The organism is Granulicella sp. S190 (assembly GCF_009766095.1).
In the GTDB taxonomy this organism is placed as follows: Bacteria; Acidobacteriota; Terriglobia; order Terriglobales; family Acidobacteriaceae; genus Edaphobacter.
Genome location: NZ_LMUD01000002.1, coordinates 241,626 through 264,708, shown reverse-complemented (window position 1 = coordinate 264,708; position 23,083 = coordinate 241,626). Strand labels below are relative to the sequence as shown.

General features: G+C 55.5%; 16 protein-coding genes. 8 read left to right on the top strand and 8 right to left on the bottom strand.

Features of this window, described 5'->3' with window-relative positions:
• Window positions 1-257: 257 nt before the first annotated feature.
• The 3 genes from GSQ94_RS01025 (at window position 258) to GSQ94_RS01015 (ending at window position 6,369) form a co-directional block, all read left to right on the top strand.
• Window positions 258-1,250: a glycoside hydrolase family 105 protein gene (locus GSQ94_RS01025; RefSeq protein ID WP_254063507.1), complete on the top strand. Its 993-nt coding sequence runs from the start codon at window positions 258-260 to the stop codon at window positions 1,248-1,250.
• Window positions 1,251-1,627: 377 nt separating this feature from the next.
• Window positions 1,628-5,155 (top strand): TonB-dependent receptor, encoded by a 3,528-nt coding sequence (locus GSQ94_RS01020; protein WP_254063506.1) that lies wholly within the window; start codon window positions 1,628-1,630, stop codon window positions 5,153-5,155.
• Window positions 5,156-5,265: 110 nt separating this feature from the next.
• A complete protein-coding gene (locus GSQ94_RS01015; protein WP_254063504.1) occupies window positions 5,266-6,369 on the top strand; it encodes an alginate lyase family protein in 1,104 nt (367 codons plus the stop codon).
• 59 nt (window positions 6,370-6,428) lie between these two features.
• Here the strand turns inward: GSQ94_RS01015 and GSQ94_RS01010 are convergent, their stop codons facing one another.
• The 4 genes from GSQ94_RS01010 to GSQ94_RS00995 form a co-directional block, all read right to left on the bottom strand.
• Window positions 6,429-7,175 carry a copper homeostasis protein CutC gene (locus GSQ94_RS01010; RefSeq protein ID WP_158941455.1) on the bottom strand — a complete coding sequence of 249 codons (747 nt, stop codon included), beginning with the start codon at window positions 7,173-7,175 and terminating at the stop codon, window positions 6,429-6,431.
• A 228-nt stretch (window positions 7,176-7,403) separates the two neighbouring features.
• Complete coding sequence (locus tag GSQ94_RS01005) at window positions 7,404-8,717, bottom strand: alpha-L-fucosidase (protein WP_254063503.1); 1,314 nt, start codon at window positions 8,715-8,717, stop codon at window positions 7,404-7,406.
• A gap of 94 nt (window positions 8,718-8,811) precedes the next feature.
• Entirely contained in the window at window positions 8,812-9,747 is a 936-nt protein-coding gene (locus GSQ94_RS01000) for an N-acetylglucosamine kinase (protein ID WP_158941453.1), read from the bottom strand.
• A gap of 119 nt (window positions 9,748-9,866) precedes the next feature.
• Window positions 9,867-13,325 carry a carboxypeptidase-like regulatory domain-containing protein gene (locus GSQ94_RS00995; RefSeq protein ID WP_158941452.1) on the bottom strand — a complete coding sequence of 1,153 codons (3,459 nt, stop codon included), beginning with the start codon at window positions 13,323-13,325 and terminating at the stop codon, window positions 9,867-9,869.
• Window positions 13,326-13,580: 255 nt separating this feature from the next.
• Here GSQ94_RS00995 and GSQ94_RS00990 point away from each other — a divergent pair, with 255 nt between their 5' ends.
• The 3 genes from GSQ94_RS00990 (at window position 13,581) to GSQ94_RS00980 (ending at window position 15,863) form a co-directional block, all read left to right on the top strand.
• A complete protein-coding gene (locus GSQ94_RS00990; RefSeq protein WP_158941451.1) occupies window positions 13,581-14,366 on the top strand; it encodes a DeoR/GlpR family DNA-binding transcription regulator in 786 nt (261 codons plus the stop codon).
• Between the two features lie 67 nt (window positions 14,367-14,433).
• Window positions 14,434-14,769, top strand: coding sequence for an energy transducer TonB (locus GSQ94_RS00985; protein WP_158941450.1), 336 nt, complete (start codon window positions 14,434-14,436; stop codon window positions 14,767-14,769).
• A gap of 119 nt (window positions 14,770-14,888) precedes the next feature.
• A complete protein-coding gene (locus GSQ94_RS00980) occupies window positions 14,889-15,863 on the top strand; it encodes a glycosyltransferase family 2 protein (protein WP_158941449.1) in 975 nt (324 codons plus the stop codon).
• A 212-nt stretch (window positions 15,864-16,075) separates the two neighbouring features.
• Here the strand turns inward: GSQ94_RS00980 and GSQ94_RS00975 are convergent, their stop codons facing one another.
• The 4 genes from GSQ94_RS00975 to GSQ94_RS00960 all read right to left on the bottom strand — a co-directional run bounded on the left by GSQ94_RS00975 (window position 16,076) and on the right by GSQ94_RS00960 (window position 19,811).
• Window positions 16,076-16,633 (bottom strand): hypothetical protein, encoded by a 558-nt coding sequence (locus GSQ94_RS00975; protein WP_158941448.1) that lies wholly within the window; start codon window positions 16,631-16,633, stop codon window positions 16,076-16,078.
• A gap of 114 nt (window positions 16,634-16,747) precedes the next feature.
• Window positions 16,748-17,605, bottom strand: a complete 858-nt coding sequence (gene bla, locus GSQ94_RS00970; protein WP_158941447.1) for a subclass B3 metallo-beta-lactamase — start codon at window positions 17,603-17,605, stop codon at window positions 16,748-16,750.
• A gap of 128 nt (window positions 17,606-17,733) precedes the next feature.
• Window positions 17,734-18,771, bottom strand: a complete 1,038-nt coding sequence (locus GSQ94_RS00965; RefSeq protein WP_158941633.1) for an LLM class flavin-dependent oxidoreductase — start codon at window positions 18,769-18,771, stop codon at window positions 17,734-17,736.
• A gap of 20 nt (window positions 18,772-18,791) precedes the next feature.
• Window positions 18,792-19,811 carry a RimK family alpha-L-glutamate ligase gene (locus GSQ94_RS00960; RefSeq protein WP_158941446.1) on the bottom strand — a complete coding sequence of 340 codons (1,020 nt, stop codon included), beginning with the start codon at window positions 19,809-19,811 and terminating at the stop codon, window positions 18,792-18,794.
• Between the two features lie 109 nt (window positions 19,812-19,920).
• On the opposite strand from GSQ94_RS00960, the gene GSQ94_RS00955 reads away from it, so the two are divergent.
• A complete protein-coding gene (locus tag GSQ94_RS00955; RefSeq protein ID WP_254063501.1) occupies window positions 19,921-20,976 on the top strand; it encodes a quinone oxidoreductase in 1,056 nt (351 codons plus the stop codon).
• Window positions 20,977-20,992: 16 nt separating this feature from the next.
• Window positions 20,993-23,083: TonB-dependent siderophore receptor (locus tag GSQ94_RS00950; protein WP_158941445.1), on the top strand; the 2,091-nt coding region annotated here is incomplete at its 3' end.

The following is a 23,083-nucleotide window of genomic DNA, read 5'->3' as shown; positions in this document are numbered from 1 at the left end:
GCTGTCGGTTGTCAAAAGCACTCGTATGGATAGGAATAAACCTACTGAATGGAGCACCCTTGAGATTCTTCTTTCGTTCCTCACTAATTTGCAGTCTGTGGTTCGCGACTCTGCTTCCAATAGAGCCTTTAACACTGGCAGCACAAAGCCCCGGTCCGACAGTTGATCGGCAAGCGAGTGGAGATTCGCCTGAAGATCCGGGCCCGCTCGCGAAGGGCCTTTCGAATAAGTTGAACCGCCACGATGTCGAGTTGGCGATGCGTAAGGTCGCGGACTGGCAGTTGACCGAAGCTGCTTCGAAGTTCAACCAGCAGTGGACCTATGCTGCGCTCTACGATGGCCTTCTTGCCACCTCGCACGAGACGGGCGACCCAAAGTACTCCGACGCTGTTGCCAGGATAAGTGAAGGCTTCGATTGGAAGCTTCTGAACGATCGTTTCCCACATGCAGATGATCAGGCGCTGGGGCAGGCGTATCTCGATTTATATCGACTCAAACCTGAACCTCGACGGATGGCTTCGACTAGGGAAGTGATGGATCGCCTGAAGGCAAAATCAGTAGATCCCGCGAAGCCTGTTTGGTGGTGGTGCGACGCATTGTTTATGGCGCCTCCGGTGCTCGCGCGTATGTATGCGATTACAGGTGACCGCAGCTACCTCGATGCGCTGGACCGCAACTGGGCAAGCACCACAAAGTTGCTGTATTCCGAGCAGGAAAGCTTGTTTTTTCGCGATGCACGCTATCTCACTCAGAAGGAGAAGAACGGTAAGCCTCTGTTCTGGGCCCGAGGCAATGGATGGGTTGTTGCAGGTATGGTCAACGTGCTCGAGTTCATGCCGGCGAACTATCCCACACGCGACAGATACTTGACTCAATTCAACCAAATGGCCACGCGTATTGCGCAGCTTCAGACTGCCGATGGTCTATGGAAGACTGGGCTTCTTGATCCCGATGCCTACTCCGAGTCCGAGGTCTCCGGGTCAGCGTTTTATACCTATGCCATGGCGTGGGGGATCAATCAAGGCATTTTAGATGCAAAGGTATTTCGTCCTGTGGTTGCACGCTCGTGGGCCGGGATGGTGAGCCACATCTATGCAAACGGAAGGCTCGGCGCAATTCAGCCGATTGGAGCTGCACCCGACTCTTTCAGAGCCTCTTCGAGCTACGTCTATGGAGTCGGGGGTTTTCTCCTGGCTGGAAGCGAGGTCGCACGCATGAACAAGGTGCACGGAAAATTACGAAAGCGCTAACGGAACAGGACAGTTCATCTTCAGCGTCTCTAGGATGTTCTTCACACGCATACTCCAGACGGAGACGAATCTTCTTCCGTAATTTATTTCTCATCTGGAACGCCAAAAGTTCAATAAACAAACGCTTGACAGAAGTATGAGCAAAAGGTTTTCATGTTCGTCGTTATGAAAAGTTCCTTTTTGTCCTAACTGCGGATTAAATCAAGAGGAAATGCCTTGAGCCCAATCCGTGAATGACACGAAAAACCGAATGACACGTGCCTCGTCGGTGTTTTATAGCCATCTGCTCACGGCTTGTAGCTCACCATCCTCGTAAGAGTTTAAAGACCTACAGAAAACTGCAGTAACTAATTGATTCAGTAATCGGAGGCATTTCTGTGAAGAACTACCAAGCTGTGCAAGCGGCATCCCTTAAAGTGCTTAAGGCCGTTCGCATCTCAAAAACGCTAGCCGAACTATCGCGGATAGCAATCTGTACGATAACGCTGGCTATTTTCGTCTTGGGAAGCGCGGCGCATGCGCAGAACACCAATGCGACCATTCGTGGTCAGGTTCTCGATCCATCAGGGGCTCTTATTCCTGATGCACAGGTGAACATCGTCAATCGTGACACCGGCCTCACCGTCTTCAATGGTAAGAGCGACTCAGCCGGAACCTTTGTGGCGCCTCAGGTGATTCCTGGCGTCTATAAGATTACCGTTACAGCCGCGGGCCTGAAGCAGACGGTCATTGACAACCTTGCTGCAACCGTTGCCCAGGTCACCTCTGTGAACGTCTCGATGCAGATCGGTGAAAATAGCGAAACCGTTACTGTCTCCTCAAAAGGTGAAGAGCTTGACCGCAGCACTTCGGACGTCTCGACGCTCATCTCTCCGGAAGATATCCAGAACATTCCCCTGCAACAGCGCGCCACTGAAAACCTTCTGGCATTTATTCCCGGCGTAGCACATGGCGGTGCCGGGGACCAGCCATCAACGTCTCAGCTCTCGATCAATGGCAGTCGCACCTTGAACACCGAAGTTCTATTGAACGGAGTTTCAACAATTGTGGCTTCCACTGGAACCCCAGCCACGCTACCGTCACCGGACGGGGTCGACCAATTCCGCGTCATCACCACGAACGCGCCGGCAGAGTACGGTCGCACCTCGGGCGCTGTAATTTCAGTAAATACCATCTCAGGCACAAACACCTATCACGGAAACGCATACTTTCTGCTTCGCAACGAGGCACTCGATGCCAACCAGTACTTTCATAAGGACACCATCAACGCTGTCACCGGAGCAGTCACCCCGCGCAATCGGGACAGATTCTTCCAGGAGGGCGGCTCCATCGGCGGGCCAGTCAGAATTCCTCATCTCTACAACGGCCATGACAAAACCTTCTTCTTCGTCAACTACGATCGCACCATCTCTCCAAACTCAACGCTCGTGACAGAGACCGTGCCAACTGCCGCACAGCGTACAGGCGACTTCTCGAATGCCTCTGCTCCTCTGGATGCAAACGGAAAGCCTCGAACTCCGCAAGCAATCTATCAACCCACAGGAAAGTCTTCGCCAGCTTTTGCTGGCAACCAGGTCGCAGGGATCGATCCAGCAGCAGCCAAAATTCTCGCCTTACTGCCTCTGCCGAATACAGTAGGAACCTATGACGCAGTCAACAACCGCTACACAGGCAACTGGACATCACTTCAAAATTTGACGTCCCATACGCAGAAGATAGTGGTTCGAGTTGATGAAGCTTTGACCCAAAAAGACAGGCTCAGCTTCAACGTCTATCGTTATACCAACACATCGCCGCAATACGTCAGTTACAACAGCCCGCTTCTAAATACGAACTACGATTGCAGTTGCACCACTGCATGGCTCCCATCGGTCGACTACACTCGCACATGGACTCCGACCCTTGTGATGGACCTGAACATGGGATTCTTTCGAAACGTTGTTCTCCGCAATCCTCCTGGAACCGGACAAAACGCGACGACGACTCTCGGCATTGGGTCTCTGCCCTTGGACCAGACACCGCAGATCTCAGCCAGCACCACCGCCCAGGACAATGCCAGTAATAGTTTCGGGTTCAGCAACATCGGTGCGGACACAAACACAAGCCAAGTAAATATCACCAACACCTACACCCCTTTCGGGACAATTACCAAAACTGCCGGTCCTCACACTTTCAAAGTGGGTGCATCGCTTCGCAAGAACGAATTCAATTCGTTCAATCCCGCCACTAATCCAGAAGGGCTCTTCCAGTTCGATGGTTCCATCACAAATCATGGAGCATCGGGCAACCCAAATACAGAAATCGCCGATCTACTTTTAGGCCAGGTCAAGACTGCTCAGTACGAACAACCTCAGCCGCCGACCGGCAGACGAAACTATAACCTCGGAATCTTTCTACAGGACGATTGGAGAGCAACGCCCAAGCTAACCCTTAACCTGGGAGTGCGCTACGAGTACGAGTCGGCGCTGACGATTGCGACCGACATCTACAGTCGAATCGATCCCACTACAGGACTTCTGTTGGCTGCGGGCCACGACGGCGTCTCGCGTTCTTTGAACGTAAGTACGCCAAAAGCGGATCTCTCGCCACGTATCGGCTTGGCTTACAGTATCAATGATAAAACCGTTCTTCGTGCGGCATTCGGTACGTTTTATGGGACGATCTTCCAAAATCTCGGTGGTCAACTTGCTTATCCAGGGTTTGACAACACCATCAGTTACAACAATCTTGGAACGGCAGTCGCTCAACCGTTTTCTCTCTCTCAGGGAATCCCGCTTGCGCCGCCGCCAAACCTGCAGAATCCCGCTGCTGCTCTGGTAAACAGCTCGGCAACCAACCCTTACAGCGTTGCGGTTTCATTTGATAATCAGAGCCGCATGCCTCTGGTTCAACAGTGGAATGTGGGCTTCGAGCGTCGGCTTCCCTTGGCGCTGACTCTTGAGGTCAACTACATTGGAAACCATGCCCTCCACCTCTCGTACAACATTAACGAGAATCAGGTTCCACTCTCCCAGGTGCCGGCTGTAACACTCACCAACACCAGCGTTGCGACACAAAACGCCCAGCCGTTCCCAAACCTAAAAGCATTCCAGGTGAACAGCAACATTGGAAGTTCCAACTACAACGGGCTGCAGGTAACGGTTCGCCGCCAGTTTGATAGACGGCTCGCTCTGCTCTCCAACTACACCTATGCGAAGAGCGAGGATGATGGCAGCACCATCTACAACTTTTCAGCTCCGAACGGTACGGCGAACTCGCAATATCCTGTCGCCGGCCCAAACTTCACGCATGACTTTACCGTCAGTAACATCGACGTCAAGCACGTGTTGAACATCGCTGTTGTCTACACCACACCTGGTCCTTGGTGGCTGCGCGACTGGCATATCTCGCCAGTCTTCGTCGGACACACGGGGCTTCCGATCAACATCACTCAAACCAATGAGATTCCCGGTTCATCGCAACGTCCTAATGGAAATCCCCAACTCCTGAAGCTATCTCATCCCACGAAAAACGGTGCGGCGCTGCAATATTACGACTCCGCGACCGATCCCGATTTCCCTCTAACGCCGTCCGGACCGGTCTACAACACGATCGGCGGGGTTCGACAACAGATCGTGACAACCGGCTTCGGAAATGTCTCAAGGGATTCGAATCGGGAACCGGGCGAGGTAGACTTCGATGCTTCTGTCGCGAAGGACTTCAAGCTGGTCGAGCGTCTCAAGTTTCAGTTTCGCGTCGATGCATTCAACGTTATAAACCATACCAACTTCACGGCACCTAGTGGTTCGCTTACCGTCACTGAGGTTGGCACGGCAGCAACTTTCGCCACTTCCTCTGGATTCGGAAAGATTACGGGCACGCAGCCCAACCGGACGATGCAGGTGTCTGGACGCTTTTCTTTCTAATCCCCTTACACAACACAACCCGAAACTTGGAGAGGCCATAGTCCCATCGGCCCCTCCAAGTTAGGGGAAACTCTATAAGAACGCCGCCAACGATATATAGAAACAACAAAATGAACAAAGTCGCACAGCATGGGATTGTTGTAGGTCAAGAGATGAAACTTCGTTTGTGCGCCCTTCTAACACTTTCTCTCGTAGCAGCTCCTGGTTGCGTTGCGTCGCAGATAACCTCTTTGCGCTCCCCTTGGGATGGACATCCGATCAAGACGGTCACAGGTTCCTATTCGTGCCCGGCAATTCCGCATATTGCTCCCGGCTTGGTCACCGACGGATTTTACAAACTGGATGACCCCACTCACTCCATCATCGATCCGATTCGTATGGAGGCGTACCGAAGATCGAGCGATGCCGTAAAGTCAGCCGGGCTGACAATCGTGAGAGCAGCAGATGATTACCGCACCTCGGGCGTCCTCCAGGCCGCTCAATGTGCGGTCGAAAGAATGAATACTTTGGCACGCGACGGCGCGCTTGCCGGCAGCATGTCGTCGAACCAGGCATATTACGTGCAGGGGTGGGTCGTTGGTGCTATCGCGATCGCTTATCTAAAGGTTCGCGACTCCGGCACAAGCACACCGGAGGAGAATGCATCCATTCGCCGGTGGCTGCTCAACGTAGCGGAACAGACCAAGAGATATTATGATGTGCATCGAACGGCAGGTCACGGCGATGGCCTGAACAATCATCTGTACTGGGCAGGCGTTGAAGTGGCAGCGATCGGAATAGCCGCAAACGCACGAAGCGACTTCGAGTGGGGGATAAAGGTCTACGAAGACGGAATCAATCAGATAAAACCGGATGGAACTCTCCCCCTCGAAATGGCGCGTGGCAGTAAGGCGTTGCATTATCACCTCTATGCACTTGCTCCCCTCGTTCTTCTTGCAGAGTTTGGAGAATCGAACGGGCTTGACTTGTACGCTCATGGAAATGGATCTCTTCACCGATTGGTGAACCTGTGCATCTCTGGTCTCCAGGACCCCACACCCTTCGAGAAGGCTACCGGTGTGAAACAGGAAGTTCCCGGACGTCCAAGCGGCGATCAGATCGGATGGGCGCCACCATATCTCCAACGTTTCCGGAACCCGGTTCTGATGCAAATGGTGGCGCACGCCCCTAACTTGAGCGTCTATTATCTCGGCGGCCTTCCTCCAATAAAATAAGTTCTAGGATTGCTCCTTTAAACTGCGAGTGACTAACTCCCTCGTACTTAGATTTAATCTCAAGCGCTCCGCAGGTTTTCAATCATCGTACGCACATCGTCGGAGTCCACCACGAAGCGAGATGTGCCATCTAGTGAATCTGCATCTTCTAACACCCAGTGACGATCACGCTGCATCTTGCTGGCTTCGCTTCGACGCACAGAACCATGAAAGTGGCTGGCGCGGGTGGCGCGAGCCAAAGCCGTCGCGTCTTTGATACGTAGACCGCCGCCGGCAGCAACATCGATTCTTCCCCCAGCGAGTTCTACCAGCCGCATCAGTCTATCTGCCCCCGCCAACACATCAGGTTCGCCTCCCGAGGTGAGAACGCGTCTGCAACCGCTCGCAATCACATCTTCAAGCGCCTGCTCTAGCGACGCGGTGTAGTCGAACGCACGATGGAAGGTGACCTCGAGGGGAGCCGCTAGCTTTACGAGCTCGCTGGTGCGTTCCATGTCGACCGTTCCGTCGATGTGAAGAATACCCACAACAAAACCGCTGGCTCCAAGGCTCCGCGCGTGGATGAGATCCTCGCACATCACGGCAAACTCGTCGTCCGTGTAGTGGAAGTCTCCGCTCCTCGGCCGCAACAGAACATGAACGGGGAGACCACTGCGCTTCACTGCGGCGCGGATCAAACCGTGGCTGGGCGTAAGTCCGCCTTCGCTGAGGGCTGTGCAAAGTTCGATGCGGTCGGCCCCTCCTTCGCGCGCCGCGAGGCAGGCCTGAAGACTTTCCGCACAGAGTTCAAAGATAATCTTGCGCATTAGATCGCACGCACCACGAAAGCTTTCCGATCCTTGAATGGAATCAACTTAATTTGTTTGCACAGAAAGATCAGCCCAACAAACCTATATCGATGTGTAGAAAAAATCATAAAGTGAAAATTTGAGGCTCAAATAATCACGATTCTGAGAATAACAGAACTTCACGATGCTAAGAGCTCTGTATGGAATGATTAAAACCACATAGACGGCAATCAAAACTTCGGTCCTTCATGGACCACTCGCAACAGGCGACGGAGCAAAAACCTGGAACTCACGGATGTGTGCCGCCCCTACACTCGAAAGTATTTGAAGACGAATTCGCTGTGCCGTCACAGCAGGGAAGTGATCGATCTTTTTGTGCCCGATCGCGTAGCCGCTGACAATGGGAACCCATGCGTCCTTCTGCCACGCCTCGATGCGATACCGCTGGACTGTCTGGCCCTCGTTGAGCCACTCCATCGTCAGGGAGTGATCAAACCTGACAGGATGAGCTAGCCGCACCTCAAGCGTCGACGAGTTTGATCCGGCGGGCGCGCTCCAGAAAGTTGCCTCATCGCCGTCGACTGCGTTTGCAGCGTTCTCATCAATCGGCAGGTGCGAGCGAAGCAGATTCTCGGCATAGCGTGAGTGGAGAGTCTCGCCTAGCTCACGCAGCCGCTTCACATCCGAGTCAGGAAGAAGTCCCCGGTCATCAGGCGCGACTCCCAGCATCCACTGGCCTCCGCGCCCAACAGAGTTCTCGTAGCTGTCGACAAGATCCTTCACACTCTTCAGCGATGCCTCATCGTTCGGGTGCCAGAACCAATGCAAATCACGAAGTGGCGTGTCCACCTCCACAGGCCTCCATCGTAGGTAGCCATGCCGGTCGATAACGTTCCAGTTCTCATAAGTGATGTTGCCGGACTCCGTCCCGGCCCAGCGTATGTCACCGTATTCGAAGAGAGCCATGTCGGCGAAGACCATAGTGTCGGGCTGATAGGTACGAAGAGTCTCGATGATCTTTGGAAAATCGTAGGTTCTCCCTGTGCTTCCTGCACCATCGAGCCAGAACTCAACCAGGTCGCCATAGCGTGTCGCTAACTCTTCAAGCTCTGCCAGATAGTACTTGTCATAAGCAACAGGATCTTTGTACTTAGGCTCGTGGCGATCCCATGGCGAGAGATAGACGCCAAACTTCAGTCCATGACGACGCGCGGCTGCGGCTACCTCGGCCACCATGTCGCCCTTACCGTCCTTCCAAGGGCTCTCCTTGATGCTGTAGTCGGTCTGTTCTGTTGGCCAGAGACAGAAGCCGTCATGATGCTTTGCGACAAGCACAACATAGCGCGCGCCCGAGGCCTGAATGGCCGTCATCCACTGCTCAGGATCGAACTGTTTCGGATTGAAGATCTTTGGACTTGCCGTGCCGTCACCCCACTCACGGTTGAGGAAGGTGTTCGTCCCAAAATGCAGAATGACGCCGAACTCAAGATCCTGCCACTGTGTCTGTTGCGGTGCGGGCTTGATGTCAGGAAAGCTCTGCGCCGCTACGCCTGCGGCCATGCAACCAATCCACGCGGCAAGCATTGTTCTGCGGAGTAAGTTCTTGCGGAGAGATGCCAGTGTCACAATAGGTCCTCTATCTCTTATTCCTGAATCAATTCGCAACGGAAGACTCTCCGATACGTGCGCGCCACAACGCACCGAGAATAGGATCGACGGTGCCGGGCAAAACCTTCAGCGAAGGGTGATTGTGCCGGAGAGCACTAACGATTCCATCGCGTATGGGAGCGACATGCTCGAGAATGCTGCCCGTAAACGCAAGATCCGGAGTCCAGTCCGGACGCTGTCCAGAGGCATTGCGCATCAGGCGCTTAATCACAAGATGAGCAAGGTGAGCCAACTCCTCGGCCTCGCGGTGAAGAACGTTCTGCGCAACACCATCTCCCTCCGCGGCACACTTCACGACCAGCGGCGCAAGACGGGTAAAGTCCGGAGCAGGGATCTGATTCGCATATCCGATGAGCGAGTCGAGATCGTGCAGCTGCCAAAGTTCAAGAATCGCCGGAAGCAGAGTGGTGATCCGGTCTTCGTCGATGGCAAAAAAAGTATCGCGCAAAGCCTGGTGTCCGATTCGGCTGCCTGAGCCCTGATCCGCCAGTGCAGGCCCCCACCCGCCGGCAGTCGTCAACTCGCCTGTGACGGTGCGCCCGGCCACATTTGATCCGGTCCCAGCCATCACCAGCACTCCAGGTCCGCCGAAGAAGGCGGCATCGAGCGCGATCTCTACATCGCCAACCAGAATGAGCGAGCCGCCGACGCGCTCCGCAAAGGCTTCGCGTATCCAATCAGTGACTAGCGCCACAGTGACACCCGCCGCACCCACACAGCTGCGGGTAATGGACTTCATAGAGACGCCAGTCAGCGCCGTCAGCTCTGAGAGAGCCTTATTAAGGTTCTGTGTCGCGGTCTGCGCGTCGGTACGCATACGCTTGATCGTGCCTCCACGGACTCGCCCAAGCTCGCGGCTGTCATCTGCCAGAACATACTCTGTCTTCGTGCCGCCCACATCCAGTGCCAGATAGAACGCCAATCCTGCTCCTTCGTATGCGCTACTTAATTATGCTGCCGTATTCATATACGGCAAGGGCAGAGCCGAAGCCCTGCCCTTGCGTTGATAAGAATACTGCAACTGGTGCAGGCATAGTCTGCCTAAAACCGGTAGTTTGCCGAAAACTGCAGCTTGCGTTCGGTCGAACGAACGGCCTGCTGGATTCCATTAGCCGTGCCCTGGTTTGAGATATTGCCAAAGTTGGTATCCGAGATATTGGTATCAGGGTTTCCATAGCTGGCAATGTTGAAGGCATTGAAGGCATCGAATCGGAAGCCCAGGGTCTGCTCGCGGAAGGTGGCAAAGTCCTTGAAGGCAGACATGTCTACATTCAGGTAACGCGGACCGCGTGTGTTCCCATTCTTTGCGTCGCCAAAGGTGTTGGAGGCTGGTGCTCCGAAGGCACACAAACCGTTGTCAACTCCAGGAGTGGTGCAGGGAACGGCTGAAGGATCGGTGCCGTACCAATTATCGACGCTGCGGTTGACGATCTTCAACGCGCGATACTGGTTGGGCCGCGAGTTACCAAAGCTGTTGGAGTTGTTTCCGGGACCAATAATCGTCTCTGGAAAGCCGCTATACACTACGGCTGCGGTCGAAACCTTCCAGCCTCCAACCACCTCGTCTAACAAGCGATTCGATCCCGAGAGATACTGTTTGCCATGGCCAACTGGCAAAGCATAGACTCCCGTGCCGCTCAGATTGTGACGTACATCGTATGCAGCAGGTCCGAAGTCTGCGGCGCTGTCGTAGTAGTTCTGAAAGGCACCCTGACTTCCGCCGGTCGCGCCGGAGGTATTTACAGAGTAGTTGCCTGCGCTGTTGGTGAGCGCCTTACCGTAGGTATAGTTCACCGTGAACTCCAGCCCATGACTCGTACGCTGACGAAGAATAGTCTGCAGCGCCTGGTAGTTCGAGGTCGCCCGAGACTCTGTGACAAGCAGGCTGTTTGAGCCGATGCTCACCGAGGGATCGATCGCATTGATACCGATGAACGGATTGTTGTAGTAAGGCGCCGAAGTAGGATCCCCGTTCACCTTGTACTGATTGATGTTTCCGTAGTCTTCAATATGCTGACCCAGCTCCCCGACATAACCAACCTGCAGCGACAGCGAGTGTGTAACAGCAAACTCTGTCGTGAGGTTGAACTCCTGTACGTAGGCCGGCTGAATATGTTGCGGGTACACGTTGAAAGTGCCACCAGCGCTCACAGTCCCACCGGTAAATCCTTGCTCGGCGGTTCGCGGTGTCCCTGGGTTCCCTACGGTCGGCGTAACGACAGTGACACTGACCGCTTGAATGAAAGGAGTGATCGAGGTAAGACGCTGGTTGGAAGAGTTGCCCTCGAAGAAGCTTGTCGCACCGTAGCCGCCGCGAATCACAAAGCGATCGGTCGCCGAATAGGCAAAGCCAAGGCGTGGCATAAGTTGACTATAGTTGGCCTGGTAACACGCACGCGTACTGCATAGGCCTGAACCAACCGGTGCCCCTGCGGGTATTTTGCTCGCGTAGATAACCTGACCCGTGGCGATATCGATGTTACCTGTCTTGTTGTTAGACTCCACCCAGGGTTGGTCGTACTCGTACCGTAAGCCGGCGTTCAGAGTGAGTCGAGGCGTCGCCTTGTAGTCATCGTTGAAGTATCCTGAAGCGCGCCATTGCCTCTGTCCGACGTTGACGCTGGCAAGAGTCGCGGTCGCGCCACTCACTCGATCCAATAGGAAATCCGCGCCGCCATAACCGGGCGCATTAGACAGGGTGGGGTCGGGGTTGCTGGTGAAGGCTCCCGAATAGGTTAGCGATCCGAGATAGCCATTATTGTTGCTGGTGGGATAGTTGTTCTGGTATCGAAGTGCCTGCGCACCGATGCTGAAGGTACTCTTACCATGCTGCATCGTGACGTTATCGATATAGCTGAAGGTATTGTCGGTAAGGCTCCCGTTGTTTTGCGCATTGTTACCGACGCCGCTCAAGCCGCCGCTGATGCTTTGAGAGGTGAAGCCTTGAAACGCCTGGTTTGGAAAGGTGATACCTACAACTGAATCGCCTTTGGTGCCGAATACGCCCGTCCCGTCAACTGGCAATCCCTGGCTCCAGTTGATGCGTGTAAAGCCGATACGTGCCGAGTTGACGATCGACGGGGAGAAGATGTGAACCCAGGTAAGACCGCCAAGCTGGGAAGGATAGATGCTTCCATTCGGAAACGTAATTGCGAGCACCGAGGAAGATCCATCGTAGGCGGTCGACTTGGAGTAGAACGCGCTAAATTTGTCCGAGCCTCTAGGGGTGTACTCGATCTTGATATCCCCTTGGTTGTTTGCTCTAAATGTTCGAGAGGGACCTTGCAGGTCGTCGCTCACGATGCCGTCCTTTGGCGTCGCATTAGGCAATGGATAGAGATTAGGATGCGCGAAGAGATAAGTGGCAACTGGGTTGACGATCGGAACGCCCTTATTGCCGACATAAGGAGCATAACCATTCAATGGATCGTAGAGTTGTATCGGATTCGCACCGGTTAGAAGGGCTGAGAAATCTCCGTTACGCATGGCCTGGGTAAATACGCTCGCCTGAGAGGTACCTCCTTGGTGATAGCGGGAACCAAGGTAGTCGACGAAGAAGAAGAGTTTGTCGCGCTTGATCGGACCGCCAAAGGTACCACCGAACTGAGCCTGGGAGAAGGGATTAATAGGTACGATCGGATCGGCATGCTTGTTCGTCCAGGAGTTTGCATTCAGCCGGTAGTCCTGAAGGTAGCCATATGCAGAACCATGAAAGCTGTTCGTTCCACTCTTCAGAACGCTGATCACTCCTGCACCATTAACGTTGCCATAGTCTGCAGGAGAGTTGGCAGTGAGAAGTTTAACCTCTTGCAAAGACTCCGGTGCGGGACTGTACGCGATCAGATTATTGAAGGTCTCGTTGAGATCGATGCCATCCAGTGTGTAGTTGTTCGCCTGGGCACGGTTGCCGTTCAAATTGACTGAGTCCGTGTACGAAGTACTGCGCTCGATGCTCGTAGTACCCGAGGTACCGACCGTACTCACCGAACCAGGAACGTAAAGGGTGAGCGCCGAAAAGTCGAGTCCGTTCAGTGGGAAGTTCTGAATTGTATTTGCAGTAAATGTACCGCTAAGAGTGGCGTCTTCGGTGTTCAGAATCGGCGATGCTTCTGATACATCCACCGTTGTCGATGCTCCGCCCACCGCCAGCTTCACATTGAAGGTGGCAGTCTGCAGCACCTCGAGTTGAAATGCGGGGATCTGCTCCTTGTCGAACCCCTTTGCACTCACGGTTACCTCATAGCGTCCGATCGGCAGAAACTGAATTCTGTAGAGTCCTGCAGAGTTGGTCACGACGGTCGAGTTCACGCCGGTATCGGTATTGTGTGCATCCACACTCGCTCCAGGAATGACTGCGCCGCTGGAGTCTGTGATAACACCCGTAATAGAACCCGTAACGGTCTGTGCCGTAAGAGACGGCGCACAGACGAGCGCTGTCAAGGCGATCACAATCCCGGAGAGCCGTTTGAGAAACTTGATGTTTTGTGCTGCCTTTATCATTTTGCGCGGCTCCGAGAGAGTGGGAATGTGAGGGGTTAGGATCTTTGCGGCGTTCAACGGCGGGCTGCCGAACATGCGCGTCTTGAATCTATAAAAATCAAATTGTTGCTAGAGCATAGAAATCTATGTAACCATTTGTCAATCAAAGTTTTCATAATTGTGAAGAAAAGTAGTTCATTTATTCAAAATGACAAGGCAATCTGAACCGAAGCTCACCCTATAACAATTCATCCGAGTAGTTAGAATGGACGATAGATGGCTCAAAAGACTCAGGATCGCGCGAATCAGATACTTCATCTCCTCCTTCAAAAGGGCCAGAGCTGCGTGGAGGATTTGGCGGTCACCATCGATGCCTCGCCGGCGAGCGTTCGGCGCGATCTAATCAAACTCGCTCAACGTGGATTGGTAAACCGCACCCACGGCAGCGTCGAGTTGGCCGGCAAGATGACCTACGAGCCTTTCCGCTTCGATGCCGCCTTTCCGCTTCGTGAAGAGCGTTTCGCCAATGAGAAACGCCGCATCGCCATCGCAGCCGCGGAGATGGTCAACGAAGGCGACACCATCGCCCTCTCTCCCGGCACCACCACCACGCAGATCGCCCGCAGCCTGCGTCACCGCGAAGGTATCCACATCGTCACCAACGCGGTAAACATCGGGATGGAGTTCTCCAGTCTCCCGAACGCCCGCGTAACCCTCACCGGCGGCTCCATTCGTTGGCCGGGAGCCTTCTCCATGGTCGGCGCAACTGCCTTCGACTCCCTGCAACGGCTCTTCTTCGACAAGGTATTTATGGGCGCCTGCGGTATTCATCCAGAGCACGGCCTCACCGTCATCGAGTCCGAAGAGGCGCTGATTCTGGGAGAGATGGTCAAGCATGCCAGGCAGGTTATTGCGGTCGCAGATGCAAGCAAACTCGGCATCTTTACCTCGACAAAAGTCTGCTCTACCAGCGATCTCCACACCATCATTACCGACGACAGCGTCGATCCGAAACTGGTCGAAGCCTTCCAGCGAAAACAGGTAAAGATGATCATCGTTTAGCGAAGAGTCTCTTTGGCAAGCGAAAAATGCTGGTTCCGGTGCGCTTTACTCATGAGACTATGAGGCCATGCGTACAGTCTGGGCCTTCTTCGCGCTTCTTCTCGCGGCACCAGTGTGTATCACTCTGCACGCTCAAAGTCGGCCTCTCATGGTACCGCCCAGGCTCATCAGCGTCCTTGCTCCGGATTGCAGGTCAGGGAAGGCCTGTCATGGGGAACATGGCCATGTCCGTCTGATCGTCGATATTCTCGAGGACGGCAAAGTCGGCGATATAAAAGTTGAACTCGGAAATGCGACTTTGGCCGACGCGGCAACATTGGCGGTACAACAGGCGGAGTTCCTCCCGGGCTATTTTCAGGGCAAGCCTCAGAGCATGGACTTCGTCGTAAATCTCCGATTCTAACCTCTAGGGCTGCCTCATCGCGATGCGGGCCTCTTTCCGAACCAAAAAAACTCCAGATTCAGATCTTTTCACCCTCGATCATCATCCAACTTGAAGAACAGCGGGAGTATTATAGAATCGTGCCAAAATATTCAATTGTCGTTCCCTTCCATAACGAAGAGGAGAATGTCACTACTCTCTACGACCGCCTCAAAGCGGTAATGGAGCACGTCAACGATACCTTTGAACTGGTGTTCGTCGATGACGGCTCGCGTGACCGCACCTATCGGTTGCTCGAAGAGATCGCAGCCGTGGATAGTCGCGTCCTGGTCATCAAACTGCGACGCAACTTCGGACAAACCTCTGCCCTTGCCGCCGGCTTCGATCATGCGCAGGGCGACTTCATCCTCGCCATGGACGGCGATCTCCAACACGACCCTGAAGAGATCCCAGGCTTTTTGGCAAAGCTTGAGGAAGGTTATGACGTGGTCAGCGGCTGGCGCTCTCACCGCGGCGACAACTTCATTCTCCGCCGCATCCCTTCGCGCGCGGCCAACTGGCTTATGGCCGTTTTAAGTGGAGTCAATATTCATGACTTCGGCACCACCTTCAAGGCCTATCGCCGAGAGGTCATACAGAACATCCCGCTCTATGGCGAGATGCACCGCTTCATCCCCGCTCTGGCCTCCTGGTACGGTGCCAGCATCTGCGAGATCCCAATCTCCAATCCGGCGCGCGAGTTCGGCACCAGCCACTACGGCATCTCCCGCACCTTCCGCGTCTTCTTCGATCTGCTCACCATCCGCTTCCTGCTCCGCTATATGACCCGCCCACTGCACTTCTTCGGAACCATCGGCGCGTTCGGCGTAGTTGCAGGATTCGGCATGTCCGCGTGGTTTCTCATCCTCAAAATTGTTACCGGCCAGCATGTGTTGGACCTTCACGGACCGCTCTTTATCATTGCCGGCGTTCTCATCCTTGCCGGAATCCAGATGATGGGGATAGGACTTCTGGGCGAGCTTCAGGTGCGGCACTTCCATACCGCCTCTCATCGCGCACCCTACGCCGTAGATCGCATTCTGCGTCTGCGCTCTGAAGAGAGTCTTATTCAGTAAAGCCGTGAGCCATTGAGTTGAAGACAATAGCCTCAAAGAGATAGCCACCCTCGCAATTGAGAGTGGCTATCTCTTTGAGAGCAACGCCGCAATGGACGTAGAGGTCGCTTTCGCTTTTTTTATCTGTCATTCGCAAAGAGAATCGCGTTTGCAGCTTCTACACCATGAGGCAAATTGCCATAGCGCCTCAGAATCGGTAGAAATTCGTGAGGCTAATTTTTCGGTGCGAGCGCCTCTATCTCCTTCTCCTTCTTAACCTCGTCCTGCGCTTGTTTCGTAGCGTCATTATAGGCAGAGTTGTCCTGCTGCTTCGTAAGCCTGTCCCTCTCCACCATCGGATCGGTTAGCGTCTCGAGGTATATCTCAAACTTCTGAACACACTGCGTGGGCTTATCTGTCTGCGCTACCCCTTGCAACCTCTTTTGCAGCAGCTCCTCAAGCCTCAGCGCGTCATCTAATCCAAACCCGATAGGAGCCGACGAAGCGCTGCGGCCCTTCATCGTAAAGACGTCCTCTTCCAACTCGGTTTCGCTTATGATCAACGCCTTACGAGCATCTTCGAAAGACTGTCTTCCGCACTCCGCAGTGATCGCAGCGGAGCCGTCCTCGGCAAGTCTGTTTGAATCAGTGTTGGAAGGAGCAACCTTCGTAAGACCCAGCAGAAGATTGCCTTCGCTGCCCCTATGCGCTGAGTGGCAACCTGCAATCACAATTGAAATGAGTACGAAGCTAAGCCCGCACCATGCTCCGCTCGGGACTCGAAATTGCATCCACTCCTTCACTCTTGGCCCTCAGCTAATCTCTGTCCTGTCATTGTTCCTGGAAGGTAATCACGCCGGACATCTAGTCAATTCTATGCTTCTTGAGGTGAGCTCCCCTCTGCTTCACGACCGGCTCTTCTGTTGCCTCGCCAGCTCCATCCGAAACGCCTTCTGCCGATCCAAAACGTAGGCCTTGTATCCCTCAGGATCGAGAAAGGCACTCCGATCCCCAGCCTTCAGTCTCCCGAATTTTTCATCCATGTCAAAGAAGCCGCCGTGCGCTCCGAGAAATACATCGCACGGCAACGAGTTCAGCGTGCGAAAAGTCGTCTCAAAGTCGCGTGCCATCGTTGGGTAAACCACGCTCTTCTCCAGTTTGTATCCCGGATTAACATTGGGACCGCCAACGATCACCACGTTATAAACCTTCCCGGCATCCTGCACCTTCATCGTCCAGGTCGTACAGCCCTTCGTATGACCGGCCGTTAGGTGCGCAACCAGCACCACACCTCCCAGCCGCACCTCATCTCCATCGTGTAACACCCGATCGACCTTCACGGCTGGATACCAGTTCTTCGACGATCTTCCATATTGAAAGTCGGTCTTGCCGCCCGACTCCACCACCGGCACGTCCCGATCCATCACCATGTACTTTGCGCCGGTCAGCTGCTTCAGCAGCTTGCTCCCGGAGCAATGGTCAAGGTGAGCATGGCTGATCAGCAAGATCTTTACATCGCCGAATCTGAATCCAAGCGCCTCAATGTTTTTCCTTATCTGTGGAACGCTGCTCGGAAGATTACTGTTGATTAAAATGTGTCCCTGCGGGGTAGTAATCAAATAGGATGCCAGATCTTTGCTGCCTACGTAGTACACATTGCCGATCACACGAAACGGCTCATGATTCGTCGTCCATTTAGGATTGTCCTGCGCAAAAAGACCGCAGACAAAGACGAAGGTCAGCAGGAGGGAGCGAAGCAGCATGGCAAAGAATAACTCTCCCAGAAGACGTCGCCAACGCTTCTCGTCCTCACTGCATTAACCTGAGTGGTACACCCCTCACAAGGCAAAGAGCATCCGCCGCAAGACGGATGCCTTTCAAAGAAGAAAAACTAAACCGCGGCGACAGTCTTGCTGCGAATCACCTGAGCTCCAAACCGCTCCATCTCTTCAGCCTGCGGACTCGACTGCAGCAGCACCAGATCCACCCCCACAGCGGAAAACTCCTCCATCCGCTCCGAGACTTGCTCCGGCGTCCCCACAAAGCCGCACCGCAACCCGCGATTCGACACCGAGTAGTCTTTCAGCGAGATCTCCGTCTGCAGATTCGAGCCCGTCACCCACTGCTCATAGTTCGCATAACCACGCGCCGACTGCTTCACATCCGTAATCCGTTCCACCTCGCGCAGCGCCTCGGCCTCGGAGTCCCGTACTACCGCATACCCAGCCACGCCGAAGGTCATCGGCCCAAGCCCGAGCCTCTCGCGCCGCTCCCGCATATCGGCAATCTTCTTACCCACTGCCTCGGGCGCATCGCCATGCATCAGGTACGCGTCGCACTTCGCGGCAATCAGATTCTTCGCTGTCTCCGACTCACCACCCGCATAAAGCGTAGGCCGGGGCTTGCTCACCGGCTTCGGCGAAAGCACATTCTCCCGCACGTCGTAGTAGCTGCCTTTATAAGAAAACCCCTGCGTCTTCCAGCATCCATCCACTACATCGAGCCACTCCGACGTCCTCGCATAGCGGTCGTCATGCTCATCGAAGTGAACTCCGTACTTCGTTGCCTCATCCTTCCACCAGCTCGAAACCACATTCAGCGTCAACCGCCCATGCGACATCTGATCGATCGAAGCAGCCTGCTTCGCCAGCAGCGCCGGATTATGAAACGTAGGCCGCACAGCCACCATCAGCTCCAGCCTCTCCGTCACCGCAGCCAGCGCAGCCGTCGTCGACCACGCATCCAGAGAAGGAGCATCCACGCCCTTGATGTCGTTCAGGTTCAGCTCGGCGATCAGCGTAAGGTCATAGCCAATCGTCTCGGCTCTCTTCGCCAGGTCGCGCACATACTCCCAGCTCGCCGCCATCTTCTCGTCATCAACATTGCGCAGCCATCCCCCAAAAACGGGCAGCCAGAACCCGTATCGCATCCCCGCCTTTGCCGTCGCGCTCACCGTCCAACCTCTGCGAGTTCCTGCACCGCACCGCGACGCTCGTTGACAGCCTTCGCCTCAGCCTCCAGCCAGTCCGCCAGCTTTACAAACGGATCGAACCCCACCACCTTCTGACCATCCGCCACAAAGTTCGACAGCGCATTGATGTCGTAGTACATCCTCACGCCATCGCGATCGTCCACCATAAACTCCACACCGCCCAGCTCGATCCCCGCTGCGGCCATCAGCCGCTCCACCTCTTCAATCACCTCAGGCGGAGTATCAAATGACTCCACCGTCAAACCATTCTTTGGCGCGTCGATCGGGCAGGCAGCACGATCCAGCTCCACCCCCAGCGGTGTCTTACAGATATCCGCCGGGCAAAGATCAAACGTCTCACCCGTAATATGTATCTTGATCGCGTACAAATACCTGCCGTTCAACACCTCAACGCGAACAATGTACGATCCGCGCGCCGGCACAAACTCCTGCACCAGCCCGGTCGAATCCATCCCGAGCGTCAGGCCATTCTCCATAGCCGAAGCCTCCGCAAGGTGCTCCTTCGTATGAAACTTCACCACACCGCTGCCGCTGCCGCCAATATTCGGCTTCACCACAACAGGGAAGCGCAAACCCTCCGCCGCATCGCTTGCCTGCGAAGCCCTGTGAATCACACGTGTCTTGGGATATCCCAACCCCAGCGCATCCAGCATCGAAAGCTGCCCGGCCTTCGACAGTTCACTCCGATAAGCCTTCACGCCGTTCACCACGCGAACCCCGCGGCTCTCCAGATGCTCAAGAAAGCCAAGCGTGTAAAAGATCTGATCCCCATGACCCCGATTCCACGCCGAAGGGCTCATCTTGTTCAATACCAGCGCATACTTCTCTTCCGAACGATCCTCTGGCCCATAGCTATGCTCCACCGCGTTCAACTTCACGTAGTTCGCACCGCGGCGATCCAGCTCTGCAAACAAAGGCTTGAACCAGTTCGGCTGTTCATAATAAATCGCAAGTGGCAAAGTCTGATGGCTAGACATAATCTTCTTCACATCCTCTTCTAAGGGTTCGACTCTAAAATCAACACTCGGTTACAACGCCCCGACGAGCACCCACGGCATCGTCTCGAATCTAATATCTCAATTTTAGATGAGAATTCGAAACAACACGCTTCAGAATCGCGGAGAGGTCTTCCAGCCGAATCAAGGTCCGCCGGTCATGTTGTACTCTGACGCCATGCAGGCTATTCAAATCCTCACCACCGGCAGTGCCGACGTCCTCACCCTTACCGATCTCCCCACGCCAACCCCCGGCACCGGCGAAGCCCTCATCCGCATCGAAGCCTCCGGCATCAACTTTATCGATACCTACTTCCGCGAAGGCCGCTACCCCGCCAAACTCCCCTACACGCTAGGCCAGGAAGCCGCCGGCACCATTGTCTCCGTCGCTTCCGACGTCACCACCTTCAAACCCGGCGACCGCGTAGCCTGGTGCCTGATCCCTGGCACTTACGCCCAGTTCGCCGTAGCTCCCGCTGCCCGCCTCGTAGCTATTCCCGAAGGCGTCACCACTCAACAGGCCGCAGCTGCCATCCTCCAGGGCATGACCGCACACTATCTCCTCCACTCCACCTATCCCGTTCAGCCGGGCGATGAGGTTCTCATCCACGCAGGCGCGGGTGGCACCGGCCTCCTCTTCATCCAGATGGCGAAAGCTCTCGGCGCCCGCGTCTTCACCACCGTCTCCACCGAAGAAAAAGCCACCCTCGCCCGCGCAGCCGGTGCCGACGAGATCATCTTCTACACCCAGGAGGACTTCGCCGCGAAGGTAAAATCCTTGACCGGCAACAAAGGCCTTCCCGTCGTCTACGACTCCGTAGGAAAATCCACCTTCGAGCAATCTCTCCAGTGCCTGCGCCCTCGTGGCCTCATGGTTCTCTTCGGCGGAGCCAGTGGAGCCGTCCCACCCTTCGACCTCATCCGCCTCTCCACTATGGGCTCGCTCTTCATCACCCGTCCTACCCTCAAGGACTACATCGCCACCCGCGCAGACCTCGAACATCGCGCCAAACAAGTCTTCGACGCAATAGCGAACGGCACTCTCAAACTCCGCATCGAGTACGTCTACCCACTAGCCGACGCGGCACAAGCCCACCGCGACCTCGAATCCCGCCGAACCACCGGCAAGCTTCTCCTCATCCCGTAGCACTTACAATCGAAGCATGCACACCCCGGCGCCCCGCAGCGCGATCAGCCTCCTCCTCGCCCTCGCCGCCCCGCTCTTCCTCAGTCTTCCCGCCAGAGCCGTGGTGGTCCGAGGCAAGGTCACCACTCCACTTGGCGTTCCACTCGGCAACGCTCGTATTCAGCTCATCCAGGGCCGTACCGTCGCCGCCTTCACCTTCTCCCTCATGGACGGCACCTTCGAGCTGCGCAGCTCCGTCGCAGGCCGCTTTGTCCTTCTCACCTCTGCCTCACCCTTCACTCCAAGCATTGGCGAGACCTTCTACGGCGGCCGTGTCGCTGTCGTCACGCGCAACATCGTCATGGAGTACTCCACCGTCACCCCGCAACTCGCAGTCACCGCAACCGGCAGAGCCACTCCCCTCGAGCAACTCCCCGCCGCTATCACTCTCATCCCCGAGCAGTCTCTCGAAACCCAGATCAACCTCGTCAACGACCTCCGCCAATCCCCAGGCACAAACGTTCTGCAAACCGGCCAGTATGGCGGCCCCATTTCACTTTATGTTCGTGGCAGCGGCCCCGAAACCAACAAGATCCTCATCGACGGCATCCCCGCCACCGACATCGGCGGGAACTTCGACTTCAGCCCCATCTCCACGACCGCGCTCAACGGCCTGGAGATCTATCGCGGAGCTAACAGCGCCCTCTACGGCACCGGAGCCGAAGCCTCCATCGTCAACCTCTCCACCGCTCGCAGTAACTTTCTTCGGCCCACCCTTAATTACACCGGCGACGCAGGAAATATCCACACCTATCGCAACGAGGCCATCCTCTCCGGCACACTCAAAAAATTCGACTATCAGGCCGCCTTCAGTCGCTTCAACACCTCCAACGCTCTCCCACTCGACGAGTACCACACCACCACCAGCGTGGCGAACATTGGCTATAGCCCCTTCACTAATACCACCGTCCGCTTCACCCTCCGCAACACCGACTCCGCCACCGGGCTTCCTCAGGCGCATGACATCTACGGCATCTCCGCCTCAGGCAAACAATCCGATCAGGATCTCTACTCCGGCATCACCGTTGAAAACGTTCTGGCAGGGAACTGGCACAACCTCGCCCGCTACGGTATCGCCCGCAAGCGCGAACAGGAGCAGCAGTTTGACCAGTCCACCGTCATCATCAACGGCATCGCCGTACCCACCATCGCCTACGGCGACCTTGTTACCCTCCGCGGAGCCAACGGCTACACCGCCACCGGCCAGGCTGCCTTTATCTCACCAACCCTCGACAACGTCCACAACCGCGACGAGTTCTACTACCAGACCGACTACACCCTCCCCTATCGCATCGGCCTCCTCTTCAGCTTCCACTACGAAGACGAGCGCGGCCGCCTCTACAATCCCACTACCGGCTTCAACCAACAGGCCAGCCGCACCAACTTCCTCTACACGCTCCAGCTCCAGGGCGACCTCCATCATCGCGTCTTTTACTCCTTCGGCGGTGCCATCGAACGCAACCATCTCTACGGCACTGCCGGAACCCCGCGTCTCGGCCTCACCTACGTCCCCGTTCGTCCCGGCCATCGCATCTTCCGTGGCACCAGCCTCCGCGCCAACATCGCCACCGGCGTCCAGGAGCCAACCCTCGAAGATCAGTTCACCAGCCTCACCACCCTGCTCGATCAGACCGGCAACCAGTCTGCCATCTCCACCTTCAACATTCGCCCCGTCACCGCCGAGCGCTCCCGCACCTTCGACGTCGCCGTCGACCAGAACATCCTCAACCAGAAGCTCATCCTCAAAGCCGGCTACTTTCACAACCAGTTCAGTCACCAGCTCGAGCGTCTCGCCCCCAACGGCCTCGAGCAGTACTTCAACCTCCCCACCGCGCTCGCCCTGCAACTACCCGACGCCTCGCTGAACTCTCTTGCCTACCGCACCCAGGGTCTCGAAACCGAGCTTCAGTACCGGCCCTTCGCCCACCTCTTCCTTCGCGGCGGCTACACCTATCTCGCCTCTCTCGTCGAGCAGTCCTTCACCTCCGACAATGTCACGCCCGCCTTCAACCCCGACCTTCCGGGCATCGCCATCGGCGCCCTCTCTCCCCTCGTCGGCAACCGGCCC

Bases quoted from the DNA above. Each gene is read 5' to 3' on its own strand.
- GSQ94_RS00965 (WP_158941633.1), bottom strand. From the start codon at position 18,771: ATGCGATACGGGTTCTGGCTGCCCGTTTTTGGGGGATGGCTGCGCAAT.
- GSQ94_RS00975 (WP_158941448.1), bottom strand. From the start codon at position 16,633: ATGCAATTTCGAGTCCCGAGCGGAGCATGGTGCGGGCTTAGCTTCGTA.
- GSQ94_RS00995 (WP_158941452.1), bottom strand. From the start codon at position 13,325: ATGATAAAGGCAGCACAAAACATCAAGTTTCTCAAACGGCTCTCCGGG.
- GSQ94_RS00955 (WP_254063501.1), top strand. From the start codon at position 19,921: ATGAGAATTCGAAACAACACGCTTCAGAATCGCGGAGAGGTCTTCCAG.
- GSQ94_RS01010 (WP_158941455.1), bottom strand. From the start codon at position 7,175: ATGCGCAAGATTATCTTTGAACTCTGTGCGGAAAGTCTTCAGGCCTGC.
- GSQ94_RS00985 (WP_158941450.1), top strand. From the start codon at position 14,434: ATGCGTACAGTCTGGGCCTTCTTCGCGCTTCTTCTCGCGGCACCAGTG.
- GSQ94_RS01025 (WP_254063507.1), top strand. From the start codon at position 258: ATGCGTAAGGTCGCGGACTGGCAGTTGACCGAAGCTGCTTCGAAGTTC.
- GSQ94_RS00990 (WP_158941451.1), top strand. From the start codon at position 13,581: ATGGCTCAAAAGACTCAGGATCGCGCGAATCAGATACTTCATCTCCTC.
- GSQ94_RS01005 (WP_254063503.1), bottom strand. From the start codon at position 8,717: ATGGCCGCAGGCGTAGCGGCGCAGAGCTTTCCTGACATCAAGCCCGCA.
- GSQ94_RS00960 (WP_158941446.1), bottom strand. From the start codon at position 19,811: ATGTCTAGCCATCAGACTTTGCCACTTGCGATTTATTATGAACAGCCG.
- bla (WP_158941447.1), bottom strand. From the start codon at position 17,605: ATGCTGCTTCGCTCCCTCCTGCTGACCTTCGTCTTTGTCTGCGGTCTT.
- GSQ94_RS01015 (WP_254063504.1), top strand. From the start codon at position 5,266: ATGAACAAAGTCGCACAGCATGGGATTGTTGTAGGTCAAGAGATGAAA.